At 42.7% G+C, this 19,344-nt stretch carries 24 protein-coding genes; 8 read left to right on the plus strand and 16 right to left on the minus strand.

Annotated features, from left to right (window positions below; genetic code table 11):
• Window positions 1–9: 9 nt before the first annotated feature.
• Window positions 10–534 (minus strand): DNA topology modulation protein, encoded by a 525-nt coding sequence (locus CQS04_RS12285; RefSeq protein ID WP_100354414.1) that lies wholly within the window; start codon window positions 532–534, stop codon window positions 10–12.
• A gap of 157 nt (window positions 535–691) precedes the next feature.
• Between CQS04_RS12285 and CQS04_RS12290 the strand changes: the two genes are divergently transcribed.
• The 4 genes from CQS04_RS12290 (at window position 692) to CQS04_RS12305 (ending at window position 4,671) form a co-directional block, all read left to right on the plus strand.
• Complete coding sequence (locus CQS04_RS12290; RefSeq protein ID WP_100354415.1) at window positions 692–1,165, plus strand: DinB family protein; 474 nt, start codon at window positions 692–694, stop codon at window positions 1,163–1,165.
• 289 nt (window positions 1,166–1,454) lie between these two features.
• Window positions 1,455–2,915, plus strand: coding sequence for a ribosomal protection-like ABC-F family protein (abc-f, locus tag CQS04_RS12295; protein ID WP_100354416.1), 1,461 nt, complete (start codon window positions 1,455–1,457; stop codon window positions 2,913–2,915).
• A gap of 260 nt (window positions 2,916–3,175) precedes the next feature.
• Window positions 3,176–3,691, plus strand: coding sequence for a sigma-70 family RNA polymerase sigma factor (locus tag CQS04_RS12300; protein WP_100354417.1), 516 nt, complete (start codon window positions 3,176–3,178; stop codon window positions 3,689–3,691).
• A complete protein-coding gene (locus CQS04_RS12305; RefSeq protein WP_100354418.1) occupies window positions 3,688–4,671 on the plus strand; it encodes a DUF4179 domain-containing protein in 984 nt (327 codons plus the stop codon). The genes CQS04_RS12300 and CQS04_RS12305 overlap by 4 nt, the downstream gene beginning before the upstream one ends.
• Window positions 4,672–4,712: 41 nt before the next feature.
• Here CQS04_RS12305 and CQS04_RS12310 read toward each other — a convergent pair whose 3' ends face one another.
• The 7 genes from CQS04_RS12310 to CQS04_RS12340 all read right to left on the minus strand — a co-directional run bounded on the left by CQS04_RS12310 (window position 4,713) and on the right by CQS04_RS12340 (window position 10,307).
• Complete coding sequence (locus tag CQS04_RS12310; RefSeq protein WP_100354419.1) at window positions 4,713–5,852, minus strand: hypothetical protein; 1,140 nt, start codon at window positions 5,850–5,852, stop codon at window positions 4,713–4,715.
• Entirely contained in the window at window positions 5,853–7,085 is a 1,233-nt protein-coding gene (locus tag CQS04_RS12315; RefSeq protein WP_100354420.1) for a hypothetical protein, read from the minus strand.
• A gap of 4 nt (window positions 7,086–7,089) precedes the next feature.
• Window positions 7,090–7,962 (minus strand): ABC transporter ATP-binding protein, encoded by an 873-nt coding sequence (locus CQS04_RS12320; RefSeq protein WP_100354421.1) that lies wholly within the window; start codon window positions 7,960–7,962, stop codon window positions 7,090–7,092.
• Window positions 7,956–8,714, minus strand: a complete 759-nt coding sequence (locus tag CQS04_RS12325; RefSeq protein ID WP_100354422.1) for a hypothetical protein — start codon at window positions 8,712–8,714, stop codon at window positions 7,956–7,958. The genes CQS04_RS12320 and CQS04_RS12325 overlap by 7 nt, the downstream gene beginning before the upstream one ends.
• The gene (locus CQS04_RS12330) at window positions 8,704–9,261 is read right to left on the minus strand and encodes an RNA polymerase sigma factor (protein ID WP_165775540.1); all 558 of its coding nucleotides are present in this window, start codon (window positions 9,259–9,261) and stop codon (window positions 8,704–8,706) included. The genes CQS04_RS12325 and CQS04_RS12330 overlap by 11 nt, the downstream gene beginning before the upstream one ends.
• Before the next feature lie 116 nt (window positions 9,262–9,377).
• Complete coding sequence (locus CQS04_RS12335; protein WP_100354424.1) at window positions 9,378–9,857, minus strand: SRPBCC domain-containing protein; 480 nt, start codon at window positions 9,855–9,857, stop codon at window positions 9,378–9,380.
• Between the two features lie 3 nt (window positions 9,858–9,860).
• The gene (locus tag CQS04_RS12340) at window positions 9,861–10,307 is read right to left on the minus strand and encodes a DUF4362 domain-containing protein (RefSeq protein WP_165775541.1); all 447 of its coding nucleotides are present in this window, start codon (window positions 10,305–10,307) and stop codon (window positions 9,861–9,863) included.
• A gap of 66 nt (window positions 10,308–10,373) precedes the next feature.
• On the opposite strand from CQS04_RS12340, the gene CQS04_RS12345 reads away from it, so the two are divergent.
• Together CQS04_RS12345 and CQS04_RS12350 are read left to right on the plus strand one after the other, a co-directional pair.
• Window positions 10,374–10,859 carry a hypothetical protein gene (locus CQS04_RS12345; RefSeq protein ID WP_100354426.1) on the plus strand — a complete coding sequence of 162 codons (486 nt, stop codon included), beginning with the start codon at window positions 10,374–10,376 and terminating at the stop codon, window positions 10,857–10,859.
• A gap of 43 nt (window positions 10,860–10,902) precedes the next feature.
• Window positions 10,903–11,388: a hypothetical protein gene (locus CQS04_RS12350; protein ID WP_100354427.1), complete on the plus strand. Its 486-nt coding sequence runs from the start codon at window positions 10,903–10,905 to the stop codon at window positions 11,386–11,388.
• A gap of 4 nt (window positions 11,389–11,392) precedes the next feature.
• Here CQS04_RS12350 and CQS04_RS12355 read toward each other — a convergent pair whose 3' ends face one another.
• The 3 genes from CQS04_RS12355 to CQS04_RS12365 all read right to left on the minus strand — a co-directional run bounded on the left by CQS04_RS12355 (window position 11,393) and on the right by CQS04_RS12365 (window position 12,916).
• Window positions 11,393–11,770 carry a tetratricopeptide repeat protein gene (locus CQS04_RS12355; RefSeq protein ID WP_342745782.1) on the minus strand — a complete coding sequence of 126 codons (378 nt, stop codon included), beginning with the start codon at window positions 11,768–11,770 and terminating at the stop codon, window positions 11,393–11,395.
• Between the two features lie 67 nt (window positions 11,771–11,837).
• Complete coding sequence (locus CQS04_RS12360) at window positions 11,838–12,347, minus strand: GNAT family N-acetyltransferase (RefSeq protein WP_100354428.1); 510 nt, start codon at window positions 12,345–12,347, stop codon at window positions 11,838–11,840.
• Between the two features lie 17 nt (window positions 12,348–12,364).
• Complete coding sequence (locus CQS04_RS12365; protein ID WP_100354429.1) at window positions 12,365–12,916, minus strand: hypothetical protein; 552 nt, start codon at window positions 12,914–12,916, stop codon at window positions 12,365–12,367.
• 162 nt (window positions 12,917–13,078) lie between these two features.
• Here CQS04_RS12365 and CQS04_RS12370 point away from each other — a divergent pair, with 162 nt between their 5' ends.
• A complete protein-coding gene (locus tag CQS04_RS12370) occupies window positions 13,079–13,729 on the plus strand; it encodes a phospholipid phosphatase (protein ID WP_100354430.1) in 651 nt (216 codons plus the stop codon).
• Window positions 13,730–13,785: 56 nt separating this feature from the next.
• Here the strand turns inward: CQS04_RS12370 and CQS04_RS12375 are convergent, their stop codons facing one another.
• Window positions 13,786–14,703: a DsbA family protein gene (locus CQS04_RS12375; RefSeq protein WP_100354431.1), complete on the minus strand. Its 918-nt coding sequence runs from the start codon at window positions 14,701–14,703 to the stop codon at window positions 13,786–13,788.
• Between the two features lie 142 nt (window positions 14,704–14,845).
• Between CQS04_RS12375 and CQS04_RS12380 the strand changes: the two genes are divergently transcribed.
• On the plus strand, window positions 14,846–15,397 hold the full coding sequence (locus tag CQS04_RS12380; RefSeq protein WP_100354432.1) for a TetR family transcriptional regulator: 552 nt from the start codon (window positions 14,846–14,848) through the stop codon (window positions 15,395–15,397).
• A 64-nt stretch (window positions 15,398–15,461) separates the two neighbouring features.
• Here CQS04_RS12380 and CQS04_RS13855 read toward each other — a convergent pair whose 3' ends face one another.
• The 4 genes from CQS04_RS13855 to CQS04_RS12395 form a co-directional block, all read right to left on the minus strand.
• Window positions 15,462–15,611, minus strand: a complete 150-nt coding sequence (locus CQS04_RS13855; protein ID WP_165775542.1) for a hypothetical protein — start codon at window positions 15,609–15,611, stop codon at window positions 15,462–15,464.
• A gap of 106 nt (window positions 15,612–15,717) precedes the next feature.
• Window positions 15,718–16,308, minus strand: coding sequence for a hypothetical protein (locus tag CQS04_RS12385; protein WP_100354433.1), 591 nt, complete (start codon window positions 16,306–16,308; stop codon window positions 15,718–15,720).
• A gap of 136 nt (window positions 16,309–16,444) precedes the next feature.
• Window positions 16,445–18,247, minus strand: coding sequence for a glutamine--fructose-6-phosphate transaminase (isomerizing) (glmS, locus tag CQS04_RS12390; RefSeq protein ID WP_100354434.1), 1,803 nt, complete (start codon window positions 18,245–18,247; stop codon window positions 16,445–16,447).
• A 404-nt stretch (window positions 18,248–18,651) separates the two neighbouring features.
• The gene (locus tag CQS04_RS12395; RefSeq protein WP_094943906.1) at window positions 18,652–19,167 is read right to left on the minus strand and encodes a type 1 glutamine amidotransferase domain-containing protein; all 516 of its coding nucleotides are present in this window, start codon (window positions 19,165–19,167) and stop codon (window positions 18,652–18,654) included.
• Between the last annotated feature and the right edge of the window lie 177 nt (window positions 19,168–19,344).

Raw genomic sequence — 19,344 nt, forward strand, 5'->3', positions numbered from 1 at the left:
CTCCTTCTATTAATTAGAACTTTTTCTTTTCTCCAGCTCTAATAAAAACTTATCAAGTTCATGAGGTTTACGAAAATGAAACACGCGCTTTTCTAATGGAAGCTCCTGAAGTCGTTTTAGGATATGTGGCGTCTTAGTTTCAGGAAAATTCCATATGTATTTCATGAACTCTAAATCAAATCGTTCCGGGCATCCTTCTGCCATGTCAGGACGCACTTGATTGCGGTACCTTAAAACGCGTCGTAACGCTCGACTAATGCAAATCACTCGATGAAAATCGAGAAAAACCACAGTATCGGCTTCTTTCAACCGGACTTCAAGAGTTCCTCCGTAATTACCATCAATGATCCATGCGTCCTTTTTCAAAACTTCAAGTTGCATCTGTTTTTGCTCTTCTTTGGAAACTTCCTGCCATCCCGAGCGCCAATTCATCTGATCCAAATGATAGAGTGGAATATCCAATACCAATGCCAGTTTCTTTGCAAAAGTTGATTTCCCTGCACCGCTCGATCCAATCACAACAATTTTTTTCATAAGACTATTCCACCTTTGTTTTGCAATTGCCACGTATACTAGAGAGTTCTTTATACTACTTTATCTATTTTGAATTGTATACTTTCCATTACTATCCCATTCAAAAAAGAATTTCCTGTATAATCGATTACAAATCATAAATAATTTGAGGTGACTCATGGAACTCTCACGACCTATTAAGTCTTTAAAAATCTACCGAGAATATTTACTTGGAAGCCTTGCCGATGTTACACAGGAACAAGCTGAACATATTCCTAAAGAGTTTCGAAATAACATTCGCTGGAATCTGGGACATATGTATGTTGATGCTTATTTGTGGATCTTTAGTTTGACCGGTGAGGCCGAAGAAACAATCACCAAGTGGAACTCTTGGTTTGGATACGGAACTACACCTAATGACTTTACTGAGGAAACTCCAAGTTTTGAGGAATTAAAAAAATTATTGATTTCTCAAGTAGAGAACTTGGAGGAACGATATGGAGATCGTCTGGACAAAGTGTACGCTCCTACAAAATACGAAGGCTATACAACCATCGGAGATGTCCTGATGCGAGTAGCTTTTCATGAGGGTCTTCATTTTCAAACTATCGCTCATTTGAAACGATTTTCATCAGATGTTGAACAACATTAATTTCCCATAAAAATTAAAATTCATTTGAAAATTTTTGTAAGTTCTTTTATACTCATCTTAACTCACAAGAAGGGATGATGGATGGTCGATGATTTCTTAATTCTATTTTATACGTCAAAATGTATACGCATTTTTACGACAAAATAGGATGAGTCTGACCATTTATAACCCTTTACGATCTGTAAAGCTTATTTATGTTGCCATACTGTCCTTCTGCCATTTCGGCGGGAGGATTTTTTTGGTCGAAACTGCGTATACATACAACTCACCCGTATTGGAGGTATTATGTATGCCGATTGAACTTACAAATCTAACATTTACTTATGATGTTTTGGATGCGCCTTTATTTGAGGACGTCTCCCTCACCCTGAACGATGACTGGCGGCTTGGACTCGTGGGACGCAATGGCCGTGGCAAGTCCACCTTGCTCAAGTTGTTGATGCAAGAGCTTGAGTATGAAGGAGAGATTCGTACCAATTTAGAATTTGTCTACTTCCCTCTCGCTATACGGAATTCCGACTATCCGGCTTTTCTTGCCCTCGATGAAGTGATGCCAGTCGAGCAGTGGCAGCTAGAACGAGAATGTCAATTGCTTGGAATGGATAAAACAATCTTATGGCAACCGTTCGCGTCTCTTTCTGGAGGCGAGCAAACGCGCGTAATGCTCGCCGCGCTGTTCTGTGAAGAGAGCCGTTTCGCTTTGCTCGATGAGCCGACCAACCACTTGGATATCTCCGGACGAGAGCAGCTAGCCTCGTATCTCGAGAAAAAGAAAGGCTATATCGTTGTCAGTCACGACCGGCAGTTCCTTGACCGTGTGACCGACCATACATTAGTCATAGAACGGAGCCAAGTAAAGCTCTATCAAGGGAATTTTTCTACGTACGAATCGCAAAAGCAACGTCAAGACCAGTTCGAGCTGGATCAAAACCGTGCGCTGAAATCAGAAATTGCTCGCATTGAAAAATCTGCTCGTGAAAAAGTTGACTGGGGATTGGAACGCGAAAAGCCATCTGGCAATGATCCGTTCGGAAATGCGATTGCTAAGCGGATGATGAAGCGAGGCAAAGCGATTGAAAGACGCACGAACGCTAAGATTGAGGAAAAAAAGAGCTTACTCAAAAATATTGAGAAAATCGATGACTTGACCATCACGCCAGTCACCAGCCACAGAAATCCGGTGATGCGTGTGAAGAACCTAACGCTCTCTTATGGAGACAAAGTCTTGTTTGAACCGATTTCCTTCGAATTGTATCAAGGGGAACAACTCGCCATTGTGGGGCCAAACGGTTCCGGCAAGACGACGCTCATGAATTACCTACAAATTGGCGCAGCAGAATTAGTCGTAGAAGGTGAAGTCTTGATGCCTCAAGGTGTCTCTACAAGTCATGTCTCACAAACCGCAAGGCACTCAGGTACTTTGCAACAGTTCGCAGAAGCCAACAATCTCGACTATACGTTGTTCCTAAACAACCTGCGCATACTGGGATTCACACGAGATGTGTTCCACGTCCCGATTGAAGAGATGAGCGAAGGACAAAAGAAAAAAGTTGAGCTCGCCAAGTCTCTCGGGACACCAGCAGAGCTCTACTTATGGGATGAACCATTGAACTATTTGGATGTCTACAACCAGCAACAGATTGAGAAGATGATCAAAACCTTCCAACCTACTGTACTGTTCATTGAGCACGACCGTACCTTTGTGGAGCGGGTGGCAATTCGTGTGATTGAGTTGAAGCAACTAAATTAAGTTATAACACAACCCCAGGGATTGCCTCACGCATCGAGTTCGCTTGATACTGAGACAATCCTTGGGGTTTGTTTAGCTATACTATTTCCTCCCACACACTCATTTTCTTTATATTTACATATATAGTCTGTATTTACTATCCCATCTAAAAAATAAATTTCAAATTTAGTTAGTGGCATGTGATAGATTTAAACGAACAGCTCGAATGTATCAGTGAACGGATTTTTCGCGAAAAAAGCGTCTCAACAACGAGGTGAACTATGGAACAGCACATCATCAATCAACTGAAGAACCAGAAAGAACAGGGCATCTCGCTTGTCCTAGATCAATATGGTGGGTTACTGAAACACATCGTAACGAAGTACATCGGGGGCCACCCCCAAGAAATCGAAGAATGTGTGGCTGACATCGTCATTGCCGCTTGGTACCATATCGACGACTTCGACCCGCAACGCAACTCACTCAAGAACTGGTTAGCGGTCATCGCCAAATTCAAAGCTATCGACCGTTTACGAAAACTGCAACGAGCTGGGCAGCAAGATGAGCTGTCTGATCAAGTGCCAGCAACAGCGACGCAGTCGATCAACTGGCAAGAAGTGCTCGAACAGCTTTCCCCACAGGAACAGCGCATCTTCAAACGCTACTACTTTGAAGGATCATCAGCCCGAGAACTCGCAACCGAGTACGAAGCCAAAGAATCTTGGATTCACAACAAGCTCTCACGGAGCCGCAAAAAGTTACGCACATACTTTCAACAGGAAGAGGGATCGCAATGAGCCTTTATAGCGACTTTAACGATATCGAAGCAGACATCACTTCACAAAACCAAGAACCACTGACAAAACTCGAAAAGAAACGCATCGCAAAAACGATTCATACAAAGTTATCCCCAGCTAAAAAACGTGGTGGCTTCATTGCAGCATCCGTTGCCGGTATCGCCTTGAGCGCCATCGTCATCACGAGCCCGACCATCGCCAACATGCCACTAGTTGCAGGTCTTCTTGAAGACTGGATCCCTGGCGAGGAGCAAGATTTCACAGCTTACAAAAATCCGATTGGCATCACCGCCACTACTGCTAACGGCGAATTAACGTTGAACGAAGTGATTGTGGATTATGACAAACTGTTGATAAGCTCGACTTTAATCAAAGCGGATGACTTTGAGTATTCGCATAAGTATCAAGTGGTACCGGATATCTATATCGATGGACAGAAAGTAGAGGTAGTGAATACAAGTGCACAGTCTATTGAACAGAACTCCTCGATGTTCACGGTCTATAGCGAGGTTACCTTAGCTGCTCCTCTCGATTCTTCTGAACTAAATCTTGAGGTGGTCTATGAGCGCTTGCTAACGGATAGCGAGTCTGATCCAATTGACGGTGTAAAGCTTTTTGAAGCATGGACATTCGATGTGACGGCGAACCAATTGGCTGTTCAAGAAGAAACCATTGTTAGTACACCCGCTATCACGGTTCCGACATCTGATGAAGGAAGTTTTGTCATCGATAAAGTCGTTCGAACACCGATTTCGACAACTCTTTACTTCAGCGGTTCGTCAGAAGGCACCGCATTAGATATTCAGTTAGTGGATGCTGAAGGAAACGTCTACTCATGGGACATGGCGTCTCATGAAGACGACGGTAGCGGAATCTTCTCTTTCTCTGGGGCTTCTTTTGTGGATAAAGAACTAGCCGTGCAAGTTCGAGACATGACTACTGGGGACAACATTGGGGATAAAGTTATCCTTCCTGAATAACACAAAACCAGGACAACTCGTCATGAGATGTCCTGGTTTTTTTAATTCATAAAATCTCGTTTTATTTCTCGTTTCCAGATAAGCCAAGCTAAAACGATGATGACCACTACGAACAAACTTGTAGCTAGCGGCGTTAAAAGTGGAGCGTTCCATAAAAGAATCATATCCCGAATCAGATATGTAGAAACCCCTGCAATCATCACGAAGAACAACAAGATTTGCGTACCAATTAATACCACGGCATTTGGCGCGATGGTAGATAAGCTTAGTGATAGAACAGCCACTCCAAAGGCGAACAACACAATCAGGCCGATGGATAACAGCATGTACTGAAGAAACGTCATGTCATACCAATGATCGTACCAACCGAATGACGATAAAGGTAGTTGCAAATGGCTCGCCGTCCCGTTCGTCCAATAAAGAGCCATATAAACTGCCACTAATGTCACTACTAAGGTAGTTGTTGCAGCAAGACTTGCCCACCACTTTGTCCGGTAAACATTTCTGCCGTGTTGAGAACTGTATTGAAGGGGAACCAGTTTCGCTCGTGTATCACGGAAATAAACAAGCGATAACAGAATGGCTACATTGATCCAGATAATAATCGCCATATTCGTCTTGTAGTCTTTAAAATTCATGGTGACAGTATCTGAATAGAAACTGTACACCTCGTTATCTATGCGATTTTGAAAATACTCTTTCTGTGCACCTGTATTTTGAGCGACTTGAGCTGCTAAAGAATCTGCTTGAAACTCGTAGTTCTCAATCAAGCCCTCCCAGCCTTGAAGTTCCCACAAAATCTGCTCTCCCTTACCGTAGAGTAACTGGTCAAAGTACTCGGAAAGACCTTCTTGCGCATCGTTATAGGCGACAAGATCTTCATAGTTCGCAAGATTTAATTCTTCGGCTTCAGGATCATTTGCTACAAGCTCGTCTGCGATTTTCACGCGGTCTTCATACATACTTTTAATTTCTTGTAACTCTTCTTCACTAATTTCTGCTCCGTACAAAGGAATCAACTTTTGTTCGATAGCAAAAACATCTGTTTGAGGTCGTCCATTTGGAAAATGCTCCAGATGGAAACTCAACAATAAGTTGAACAGTAGAAAATTCACTACTCCAAGTAGAAGGAGAAGCTTCCATGAAAAAATCTTTTTGAATTCTAACCAAAACAACTGCATCTATACCACATCCTTTTTCATAAAGCGTCGGTAAGAAAGTATTGAAAGGATTGTGGCGACTGCAAATCCAATCAGGAGACTCCATACTTCAAAATACTGAACCCTAGTGAGCGTAATCCCTCCTGAAAAGTACATATGAGGGTTAAGTAAAAGTGTTGTCACATTGAGTAAAGTGACAAATTGTAGGGCTGGATAGGCATTGAATACTGAAGGAAGTAGAAACAATCCAATCAATACTGCCATCGAGAGAATCCAAGTGAAGTACGTATTTTTGATCCACAAGCTCAAAAAGAACCCCAGTACTGCGATGAGGATCACAACTCCCCATTCCACCGCTATAGCCAGCAAGAAAAATTGCCAGACTTCAAGCTCCCACCACGTGATATAAGGAAGTTTGTACTCCCAATTGAGCCCGCTACTGACCACTGTCTGCCACACTTCAGAAAAATCATAAATTGTAAAGTAAAGGATGAAACTAGGAATCAAAAGCATAAAGAAGGTGAGTGTAGCAAGCAAAAGACTCGCTGCAAATTTGTTTCGCATTAAAAAGCGGCCTTTTTGAGTCGTGTAAAGCAAGAGCTGCGTCCGCTGCTCCACTTCATAGTTCGTAACAAGAGCAGTCATTAAAACGATAAGAATCACACTCTGCAGCGCTGCGTTCTTCAACAGGGATCGGTACATCTCGCTATGCATCTTGTACTCTCCTAAGAAGAACCACTCTTTGTATTCTTCAGTCGCTACGATTTCTTCGTACCGTTCTTCCCAGTTTGTAAACTCTTGGCTCATGAATTTCTCAAATCTACTGCTTTCTTTTACCGAAACAAGGAACTCACTTCGAAGCTCGTCCATGTGAATTCCCTTGTACCGTTCCTCAACATCGCGTCCCTTTATGTAATACGTATAAAAGAGCTCCAGCCGGTCCACTTGTTCCTTCTCAGTTTGAGAAAACGCTTCATAGCGCTCGTACGTCAGCTCATTCAGAAAGGACTCTGCACCATCCTGTCCACCAAGTTGTTCGGCATCTTCATTCAAGTCGTTTAGCAATTTAGATAGACTCTCGTCAGTAATTGTTCGACCATAGGTAGCTATCAAGTCATTGACTGCGTTGATTTCCTCTTTTGCATGCGATTGAGAGAGAATTTGAAAACCATTGAATCCAAGAAACGCGACAAATAAAATCAACACAATCGGTGAGGTCAACGCCTTCTTCATTTCATACCAAGTGATTCTCATGGCGTTACCCCTTCGTACTTTCATTAGCGTAACTGACCAAAAAGACATCTTCTAATTCTGGCGTAACAGCAGTCCACTCTGCTTTCGGTTCTTCCTCCGAATAAAAACGGACCATCATGTTGCCCTGTTCTTGTTTCTCCTCTAGCGTCAGGTAATTTTTCCGAAATACCGAAAAGTCTTCAAAAGGCATCGTGACTTCATATATCATGCCGTCAAGACTCTTGCAGATGGTAGGGATGCTCCCTTTATATAAGAGAGTTTGATTCCGGATCATGACAATCTCATTGGCAATAGATTCAATATCCGAAACGATGTGAGTAGAAATCAATACAATCCGGTCCCGTGCCAAATCCGAGAGCAAATGTCGGAAGCGAGCCCTCTCCTTAGGATCAAGACCAGCTGTCGGTTCATCTAAGATGAGGACCTTCGGATGCGCCAGAATGGCTTGCGCAATCCCTATTCGCTGAATCATCCCTCCTGAGAATTTTCGCATCTTCTTGTCTTTCACTTCTTGAAGCGCCACAAGGTCTAGTACCTCATCAATCCTTTTTTCTACTACTGATTTTTCAATCCCTTTGAGTGCCGCAATATAGCGCAAATACTTGCGAGGTGAATAATGCTTGTAGTACCCGAAGTGCTGAGGCAGATAGCCGATTTTCTCACGGTACGCCTCTCCCATTGAAAGAATTGGTTTCCCATCATAGAGGATCTCTCCACTAGTCGGTTTGACGAGTGTCACGAGCATCTGAATCAAGGTCGTCTTTCCCGCACCATTTGGAGCGAGAAGCCCGTAGACTCCATTTTCGAACTGAAGGTTCAGCTCTTTTAAGGCAGTGAATTTTCCGTAGTCCTTACCGATATTTTGTAACGTCAACATAATCCCAGTCCCTCCTGCTTTCTAGAAAACGTGCGAGTAAATGTGTAACAGCTGACCGAAAATGCGAGTAGGAGAATCAGTGCGTAGATCACTAAAGGCAGTTCAAAAATGACCTGGTTATAGCTTTCCGGTAGAGCTAACATCCAACTAAAATTGATCACAACCCAAGCAATCGAAACGCCCCATGAGTTCTTCCACACCTCTCCTTTTGATAGCGCAGCTAATAGGAGCGACGTGAATGTGAACAGGCCTGCAAGTGAAATCAGCCACATGCGAAGAAATGACAATTCAAAGTTTATTGCCAAACTAGCAGATACCGTAATCGAAACGACAAGCGCAATGCCGCTAAAACTAATCATTCGCAAGGCAATGATTTGAAAGATAGTTGTCTTCAACGTCATCTCCAGCTCCATCACTTGTTTCTCCCGCTTTTCATAAAGCGAATAGAGCGCGAGCACCAGTATGGGGAAGGGGGATGTAAAGAACGCAAAATTATAGATCGTGTGAGAAAGCTCCTTGCTGTGCGACACCAAATTGTAAATCATAAAACCCATTGCTGCTACGATGAGGAGCGTCATGATCCATTCACTACGATTCGGCATCAAATACAACCAGCCCATTCGGTCCTTCACCTCTTGAACTTGCTCAAAAAAGGAGCGCTTTTCTTGATAAGCCGCTTTCACAATAAGGCTAGCCTGTCGCTCAATCTCGTCGTCAGATGGATACGGAATATTCCAAGGATCAGTAGTCATGTCGTCTCTCCTCCATTTCTTTTCGCAGCAAGCGAATGGCTTTGTAATACTTTGTTTTGACTGTTGATTCTGCCACGCACATTTCTAGTGCAATCTCTCGGAAAGATTTGTCCAAGAATAATTTGTACCGGACGATGGCTTGCGAATCTTCATCGCACAGGGCAAGTGTCGCCTGCAATTCTTGCATCTCTTCTTTTTCGGACACGTCTTTCAAGATGTCATCAGCACCCTCAAATTCTTCGTCTTCTATGTACTCCGTAGCACGCGCTGTTTTGTAGCGTTTCGAACGGAAATAGTCGATGCAGTGATTGGTCGCGATTCGGTAGAGCCAGGTACGGAAACCGGCTTTCTTTGCGTCAAACTGTCCAATCGATTGAAGCATGCGAATAAACACTTCCTGCGTCAGGTCGAGCGCTTCTTGCTCATCCAGCACTTGTTTGTAAACGAATGCAAAGATTTCTCTATAATACAGCTGCACAAGTTGATTGGCGCTGTCTTCATTACCCGACTTTTGAATACGCCGGATCCATCGTTTTTCTTGATTCACTTGCTTCACATCACTTTCGAGGCCTCAGTTGTATATTCGTAATGGTTTGTTAAATAGTTTTACTTTTTTCAAAAAATAAAAAGAGCTCCGAGTTGAGCTCTTTTCACTGTTCTTCGTTAGTCTTTATTCTCTACATACTTCTCCAAGTTTTCAAGAGTAGAATTCATCCCAATCAAGTGATCTTCTTGTCGAATTCCTGGTGGAACATGTTCAGAACGAACGCTCACAAGGGTCCCATCACCTTGAGACTCAAACGTCCAAGTTTGTCTCATCTCACCTGCATACTGAGGATCATCAGATTGAAAGACCACTGTCTGAACGAATCGTTCAGGAGGAACAATTTCTATAAACCGTCCTGTAGAGATGTCAGTATGCTCTCCTGATTTACCATAATCCGCATCAGTCACAGTGTAAGTCAATCGAATTCGGAACGTTCCACCTTCATGGGGATGAAACTCCTCTATCACACCCGTCATTCCTTCAGGTGGCAGCCACTTGATAAACTGTTCTGGGTCCATACAGGCTCCAAACAGTCTTTCAGGTGACGCTTGAATATGGCGCGCAGCTTTATCAATTCTTGGGATGAATTCTTCCATCTCTCATTCCTCCGTATCTGTGAACAGCTCAATCACGTAGCGCTCTTCCTCTTTCCCATCGCATCCTGTCAACGTGTACGTATCAAACTCACCTTCTCTTTCCTTCACTATCTCTTGGCAAGTAGACGTAATGATTTCCTTGCTACCATAGGCATCTTCCGTTGTGTCTAATGTATATTCGATTCCTTCGTCGGTTCGTTTCAGCGTTCTATAAATCGGATCGCCTTCAATAGTGTTTCTGATAATCATCAATTCTTTCGTTTCTCCACCTGTCAGGAAGTCCTCGAACTTATCCCGATTTGTGACTTTTTTATAATCTACTACTACACGAACTGGTTGTTCGCCTGTTTGCTTGTCGACTTTAAGCAGTGTGGGATTAGCAGATTCCTGTTCCCCGCACCCTGTTAAGAACACCAACATACCTGCTACTGCCAAATAGTTTCGTCTCATCCTCATTCTCCTCACTGTAACTTTTTCCCATCCAACCCGTCTATGTGATGTAAAAGGGGGTTCTTTATGAAATACATACTTTTCGTGCTCATCTGTATTAATCTTGTTGGATGCGCCAGTTCGGACTCTAAAGAGCCGATTCCTCCCATGCCCGAGGACTTTAATTTTAAGCTGAAATACGGGGTTAATAGCATACAGGAAATTGACACTTTTAACGATAGAGTCCTCAAAGACCTGGTAGAGTATGGGACGGTTGAAGCTTCCATTTCGTTACAAAAAGAGGAGATGGAATCTATCTATAAACAAATGATGGCTTTAGACATCATGGAAATTGAACTTCAGGACGATAGTTCTGGTAATGGCGAATTGGATGCGATTTCTAAATGGCATATCGAAATGAACGGAACAACAAATTCTTTTTACTACAATACTTTATCCGAGACCAGCCAGCTTGAAATCGAATTATTTGAGCTAGAAAAAACCATTCACAAGATGATTGAAGAAAAGCCAGAATATAAAGAGTTACCTGAGGCATCAGGCGGATACGAGTGATCAGGTTTTCAATCTCCGTCCACTGATTAAAAGGAGGATTTGTATGAGATATCTACTATTGTTGCTCATGTGTGCAAGTCTGGTTGGTTGTGATACCCCAGCCTCTGAAGAGTCTATTCCTCCCATGCCAGAGGATTTTAACTTCAAGCTGAATTACGGGTTTCAAGGTCTTCAAGAAATTGATACGTTTTCAGATACCGTTAAGAAAGATCTGGTGTTAGATGGAACCATTGAAACTTCCATTTCTCTTGAACAGGACGAAATGGAGACCATCTACCAACACATGATGGCCATGGAGATAATGGAAGTCGAACTAGAAGTTGATGGCTCTTGCAGATCCGAACCCGAACCAGTCTCTAGATGGAAAATCGTGATGAATGGAGAGACAAAATCGTTTCACTACACAACCCTCTGCCCTTCCAATCAACTCGAAAAAAAGTTCTTGCAGCTTGAGAAGACCATTCGCGAGATTGTCGAAGAAAAGCCTGAATACAAAGAGTTGCCGCCCATTAAGGGCGGCTACGAGTAATAATTTAGTTCCACGTCTCATCTAAGTGATCCGCATAAAATGCCAGTGCCTTGCCGTAACTTTGAATTTCTTGATCATTAGTGGTATCTAGCAAGGTCTTCAAAAGAAGCTCTACCGCATCATGTGCTTCGCCCAAATTGTAGAGCGTTAGTGCATAAAACGTTTTTAGAGCTTGTTGGTTCGGAAATCTCTTCATGCCCTCTTCAAATACTCGTTTTGAGTTTTGATAATCTCCGAGCGCTCGGTATGTACTGCCAAGTCCAAGATAGGCACTTTTCAAGTCATCTAGCTCTAGGTTTCCTTTGAGTGCTGCTTCATAATGAGGAACCGCCTTGGCTTCTTCACCAAGGACGTCGTAGCTCCATGCGCACTGGTACTGGATTTAAGCGTCTTGTGGGAACTGTTCCGCAAGATTTTTCATAAGTGAGTTAGACTCTTCTAGCTTTTTTTCACTTCGAAGCTGAAGGGCTTGTTTTAGTAGTTCTTCTTTCTTCATGGTCAGTTAGTCCTTTCAACTTCAGTTTTAGTAAAATTTTATCTCGGCACTGGATACCATTTTCAAAAATCGGTTCCGGGTAATGAACCGTGAAGTAATCGGCTTCAATTCCGACCATTCGAAATCCACATTTTTGATAGAGGGCTAGCTGACCAATGCTTGAGTTTCCAGTGGCGATGTGAACAGTCTGATACCCATACCCCTTCGCTGTTTCGATTGCATGGAGAATCAATTGCTTTCCTATGCCCTTTCCTTGCCAAGCCTCAGCAACAGCCACGTTCATAAGCTCGCAACTCTGTGCATTCAATTCCTTCAAGATATAAACTCCTATGAATTCACTTTCAAATTCAGCTAGGTAACAGTCACCATCTGAAAGATACTTTTTAATTTGGAATTCAGACGGATCAGCTAAGAGGAGTAGCTCCATGGGAATTCTATCGTGTGATGCTAGCTTTCGAATCATTCTCTCACCTCCACATTTCATGCTGCGTTATTATTTCTTGCCTTACGTGGCCAAATAAAATAAGAAATTGTGATGAGCAGATCCACGCCAAGGACGAGTGTCCATATTCGTAGCACATTCCATAACGCTTCTGTTCGCGAGGTGTCATCAATGAACAAGATAGTTCCAAACAACAATCCTCCCCCTATTAGATAGGCCAGCGCATGACGTCCCCAACCCTTCAAATAATTTTTCGAATGATTGAAACCTGTGTACTTTGCTGGACGGTCCCCCTCTTTTAAGACGTAAAACTGAAAGGCTTTGTCTGCCCATTCAATCATACTCTTCCCAAACGCAAGTGAGATCCCGATATAGACAGCAGCGAGCGCATGCGGAATCGTAGCCGTCGCTCCTCGGTACAAATCGGTCGCAGTCACGATCAATAAAATCAAATCTACTACAGGCGTCATTGCTAGTAGTATTAAGCCAAGTCGTTTTTTCTTCAACATATATCGCGTGACCAGCCCGAGTCCAATCAGGACCCAGAAGCCGATTTCACACAAAATGATGGCCCAAGCAATCCAGTTCATTTTGTTTCCTCCCGAAAATCAAATTTCCAATTCCTTTCATTATACAGAAAAATCACTTCATAAGTTTCACAAGAACTGGAGTTTTGTGAATGGCTACTTTCCATGGATACATAGACTCTCTGTAGGGTATACATTGATTAACTACATAAAAGGAGGGATTGGATGGATCCTTTACTATTCGGATTATTCACTCTTGCCTATATTGGCATTTTCATATGGGGGGTAAGAAAACTAGGAAAGACCGCTTCCACCGTTATACTCTTGACAGTGCTTGGACTGATTTATGATAATTTGATTTTGGCAGTCAGTCACTTGATTGGAGAAGGTGCACTCCTTGAAACACTGAACTATGCTCGTTTCTGGATTCATGCTCTTTTGACACCGACATTGATCTTATTTTCGCTTTTCATCTTACGAGATGCGTCGATTGAATTCGCTTCAAAAATATGGGTCACAGTCATATTTGTGGTAGGCTGGATTGCTGCTACTGTAGTGGAATATTTCGTGGAATTAAGAGGCCTTGAGCTATCTGTTCAAGAATCGTATGGCGTATTAAGCTATGCTGCTTCTGAAGCGTCTTCAGGGCCGCCTCCTATGATCTTGATTGTTCTTGTATTCTTACTGATTGCCTCGATTGTTCTTGTTTGGAAGAGAAAGTGGTGGTGGATGCTCATCGGAACCGTCGTCATGACTATTGGAAGCGCAGTTCCTTTCAATATCGGGAGTGATGCAGCAACGAATGCGTTTGAGTTGTTTTTGATCATCACGTTGATGTGGACAGCGATTCGGTTTTCAAAACAAAAGTCTGCTTAGTATCCAGATTAAAGCCAGGAGACTTTGTCGTCTTCTGGCTTTTTACAAATCAATGCTTATTTTCTTGTCACATATACTTCACCAAGAAATTCTTTTTTCTCGAATTGAGCACTATCCAACTCATTTATAGTAGATTCAGCCCTTTCTTTTGTTAGTGAATAAACCTCCTCTATCTCGCGTGCAAAAAGAAATTGATCTTTCACAAGTAAATTTTCTAAAGGCTTTGGATTTTGTGGTTCTGGTTTCTCTCCTAATACACGTTCTAGGGCTTCCTTGTAAATTTCAAATGTTCGAACACCACTTAATTTTATACCTTGCTCCTCTTCGTTCACAAACACCAGTGACGGGAAGCCTCTAGCACCAAGTCTTCTAGCCAAAGCAAAATCTTGTTCTAATCTATTCTGTGCTTCATCTGTTTCAGCAAGATACATCATCTCTTCTCCATTTATCCCCAAATCACTTACTACCTTTTGTAAAACGACAGCATCCGAAATGTTAGAATTTCCTACAAATAATGCTTCTCTTACATTACGCAAGAAAGCAACTGCCAGTTCAGATCCATGCATTTCTTGAATCTGTAAAAATACGCGTGATGCAGGATACGAGGATTGGACAGGATTGTCTACCATAAGACTTCCATCAATCGGCATGCGGGAATGAGCCCCTACCTCTCTCCAATGCGTTGCTACATCTGCGGGGTTATAAATCCCATTTGCCGGATCAATGGGACCATCGTGCCACTTTTCTAATAATCCACCCATCACTTTGTGCAAATTCACATGATGTCCGTATGTTTCCATGAAACGACGGAATACAGGTTCAAGCGCCCAACAGTGAGAGCAAATCGGATCTGTCACATAATACAAATCTATTTTTTTTGTAGGTTTTTTTAAATCGATAAGCTCCATACCAAAATCCTCTACTTCTCCACAAATGCCCGTCTCCATGTCACACATCATAGTTTTGTTTGTCATTATTAATCCTCTCCTTAAAAGTTGATTCAATTGCTTTCTAAGTGAAGTGTACGCCATACTTAAGTAAACAAAAACCAGCAGTAGTATGATTCTGTTGGATATCCAACACTTTTGAAAAATTGTCGGGAAAGGAGAGTCCCCTATGGAGCAATTAAAAGTTGACCCTCGCGTTGTAAGAACGCGGAAGTTGATTCTGAATGCGTTTATTCATTTATCGGAAACGAAAGAATTCAAAGATATTAGTGTGAAGGATGTTACTACAGAAGCACAGATCAATCGTGCAACGTTCTATTATCATTTTCAAGATATCTATGATTTGTTGGAGAAATCCCTAAGTGAAGTCCTTTCTGTGAAAATGCCTGAAGTGACTTCTTGGAATGGGGATACATTAGTAGCTCTATTCAGCGCTATCACAGATTTTCAAGCGTCTCTTTCAACTCGTTGTCACAGAGGCTATGAGGACACAATTGCACGCATTATACGAGACCAGATTGAGGTAGTACTTGTCCGTCTATTATCTGCTGAAGCAAACTATCTTTCAAAAGAAACTATTAGTTTATTGGCCACAATCACTAGTTGGTCTTTATATGGCGCTTCGATGGAGTGGAAACGTACACAGTCTCTTTCTGCAGAGGAATTTATTCGGCCAATTCTTCCACATCTTGTTGCAATTCCTCTCATACAAACGCAATAAAATCCAGATGAGATGTGATCTCGTCTGGATTTTTTTATAGAATCTAGTTAAAACTATCGTGTTGTTATGATTTCGCTACTTTGTCTAATTCATTCAATCGCGCTTCAACTGTCGCTATTTTTGCGTTTGCCTGAGTAGCAAGTGTGAATCTAATAATGCCAATTACGAAGCCTGTAGTTGCGAATGTAAAAGCCATCATCGCGAATACATCCATTTTGTCGCCTTCCCTTGTTTGTAGGTTCTACCTTTTATACGGAGGAGGACTATGAAAAGTTCCGATTCTTTATGATCACTAAACTAAACAGCAGGCTTTCATTGAATTAATCCTCCCAATAAAAAATAGCATCCGCCACCGTATAATCTCGTGATTCGCGATAAATGGTTGGAATCTTCGTTTTAAAAGATAAAAGCTGATTCATCTCTTCAGGTTCTACTACTTCAAAATCAAATTCCTCTAAAACTTGTTTCAGCTGTTCTCCAAATGTTTGGAATCTCTCGCTCACCCCGATGAGTTTTGTACCACCGAGGAAAGAACCATAGGCTCCGCCTCTATATTCATTCGACTCGATATGAATAGTCTTATACTGCTCGTCATCTCCCATGATGGCCACAGATGCTAAACGACTAATATCTACTATGAGACCATTCATTTTGATTTCTCGATGACCATGTTTCTCCTCAAGCACTATCAAATCCTCTTTTTGATAACAAAAGAATTCCACAAACGAAGCGTATCCACTGCCAAAGTGATTCCACTCAGCCTCACACACCACATTCGGAATGCGATTAATCCGATGAAACAAGCGCCGAATATGCGCTTCAATCTCACGCTCGTCATTTGTATCGTAAGGAAACTTCTCCCCAACAATCTTTCCATCAATCATTGCTTGTAACTGTTCATCCGAAAACATGTGGAATCTCCTCCTTCTTATATTCATAGTTGCAATTTTTTTACAATTTGCACCAAAAATTTTGTGGCGAAATAATACAACGGAATTCCTATGAAAAAACCCCTCCTGGACGGATCCAAAAGGGGGCATGAAATTTCTATTCTACTGTTACAGATTTCGCCAAGTTTCGCGGCTTATCCACATCACAGTCGCGGTGAAGCGCTGCATAGTAGCTGATCAACTGAAGTGGAATCACAGATACTAATGGTGTTAATAAGCTGTGGACTTTTGGAAGGACAAGCGTGTCGCCGTCTTCTTCCATCCCTTCCATTGCAATGATACATGGTTTCGCACCACGAGCCACGACTTCTTTTACGTTTCCGCGAATGTTAAGTGCTACTGGTTTTTGAGTGACTAGAGCGAAGACTGGTGTACCATCTTCGATTAGAGCGATGGTACCGTGCTTCAATTCGCCTCCAGCAAAGCCTTCTGCTTGGATGTACGAAATCTCTTTTAGTTTCAATGCGCCTTCAAGACTTACGAAGAAGTCGACGTTACGTCCGATGAAGAATGCATTGCGAGTTGTTTCAAGGAAATCTTTTGCGATTGCTTCGATTTCCTCTTTTGAATCCACCATAGCTTGAACTGCGTTGGCTACGATTCCAAGTTCTTGGATCAAGTCGAAGTCGACATCGTGTCCAGCGTGCTTCGCTGCAACTGTTGCTGCAACTGCTAGAACTGCGATTTGTGCAACGTAAGCTTTTGTTGAAGCTACTGCGATTTCTGGACCTGCATGAAGTAACAATGTGAAGTCTGCTTCACGAGAAAGCGTAGATCCTTGAACGTTTGTTACTGTAAGAGCTTTGTGGCCCATCTCTTTGATTTTTACAAGTACTTGGCGAGAATCCGCTGTTTCACCTGATTGTGAGATGAAGATGAAAAGTGGCTTCTCAGAAAGGATTGGCATGTTGTAGCCAAACTCACTTGAGATGTGCACTTCTACTGGCTTCTTCGCGATTTTCTCGAAGTATTCTTTTCCTACAAGACCTGCGTGGTAGCTTGTACCTGCAGCGATGATGTATAGGCGGTCTGAAGCGTTGATAGCTTCTAAGATATTTGAATCGATTGCAAGCTCGCCTGCGTCGTTCTGGTACGCTTGAATGATCTTACGCATGACAGCTGGCTGCTCGTCGATTTCTTTTAACATATAGTGTGGGTAGGTACCCTTTTCGATGTCGCTCATGTCTAGCTCAGCTTTGTAAGAGTCGCGCTCTACTACAGTGCCGTCTAGCTTTTGAATTTCAACTGATTCTTTTTTCACGATAACCATCTCTTGATCGTGAAGCTCTACGTATGTGTCTGTCACTTGAAGCATCGCCATAGCGTCTGAAGCGACTACGTTGAAGTCTTCTCCAAGGCCGACTAAAAGTGGGCTCTTGTTTTTTGCAACGTAGATTGTTTGTGCTTCTTCAGCATCTAAAAGAGCGATTGCGTATGAGCCGTGAAGAAGACCTAAAGTTTTGCTGAAAGCTTCAGCTGTAGTTAACCCGTCGTTTACGAATTTCTCGATCAACTGTACGATCACTTCTGTATCCGTGTCTGACTTCATGGTCACACCAGGTAGGTATTCTTTTTGAAGTAGGTGATAGTTCTCGATAACTCCGTTGTGTACTAGCGTGAAACGCTCTGTTGTACTTTGGTGAGGGTGCGCGTTTACTTGGTTCGGCACACCGTGTGTTGCCCAGCGTGTATGACCGATTCCTGTTTTGCCCATCACATCGTCGATTACTGCTTCACGAAGATCTGCAATACGTCCTTTTTCTTTGAAGACTGTGATGCCTTCTTCGTTACGAACTGCGATTCCTGCTGAATCGTAGCCACGGTATTCTAATTTCTCAAGACCTTTTAATAAAATTTCTTTGGCGTCACGTTCGCCGATATATCCAACAATTCCACACATAATAAAAATCCTCCGATTGATGAAGTCATGCAAAAATAAGCGTCGCTTCGGGCGCTTTTCGACACTGCTTCTTTATAGTTTCGCCTTCTATTCGGTCTGTCTACCAATCGCTTGGCAGGTTTACAAATAGAGTAACAACCGGGCGTAGTGCGGTCGGGAGGCATCCGCCGAATCCTCGATAAACCTCCACCTCGTCTGCTAAGGACTGTGTCCGTCCGATTTCCTTAGCTCTGGCGCTTCAACTTGTTTCCGATTTCTTTGTGCGCATACTTTCCTCCTTTAGCGCGTGTTCCCTATGCTTCCCAGCATAACCTCCATATCATACAAAATTTAGTGGGTCTCGTCAATTGTAATTTATGCAGAAAAAAGCCTTTGGTGCTTAGGCACCAAAGGTCTTGGGGGTCCTAATTCTCTAGAAGTTTCAACATTTCACGGTTAAATGCTGGAATATCATCCGGTTGACGGCTTGTTACCAGTTGGTTCTGGCACACGACAACTTCTGTGTCCTGTACTTTCGCTCCTGCATATTCCATGTCCGTTTGAATCGATTTGAATCCTGTTGCATCGCGGCCTTCTAAAGCTTTCGCTGTGATTAATAGCTGCGGTCCGTGGCAAATCGCGAATACAGGTTTCTTCGCATCCATAAATTCTTTAGTAAAGTGGACGAAACGATCGTCTGCACGTAGCTGGTCAGGTGAGAATCCGCCTGGCAGTAAGAGTGCATCAAAATCACTTGCGTTCACGTCATCGATGGATTTATCGATTGTGACTTCCGTGTTGTCTTTCTTGCCAGTCACAGTCTTGCCTGCTTCCTTCTCGATTGTGATCACTTCATGACCTGCATCTTTCAAGGCTTTCGCCGGCTCTGTCCATTCGACGTCTTCAAACATGTTGGTGATTAACGTTGCTACTTTTGCCATTGTATCTCCTCCTAAATGTTTGTACGTTGTATGTATTCCACTCTGGCGGAGAATTAAACATTCGGATGGCGAAGTACTTACTAGAAAGTTCTTGGGTCGCTTGGGGGTTGTGCCATTAGCGACCGAGTTACTGTGATTGGCGACCGAATTGGGTCAATCAGTGACCGTAATCAGTGA

The organism is Chryseomicrobium excrementi (genome assembly GCF_002798305.1).
Lineage (GTDB): Bacteria > Bacillota > Bacilli > Bacillales_A > Planococcaceae > Chryseomicrobium > Chryseomicrobium excrementi.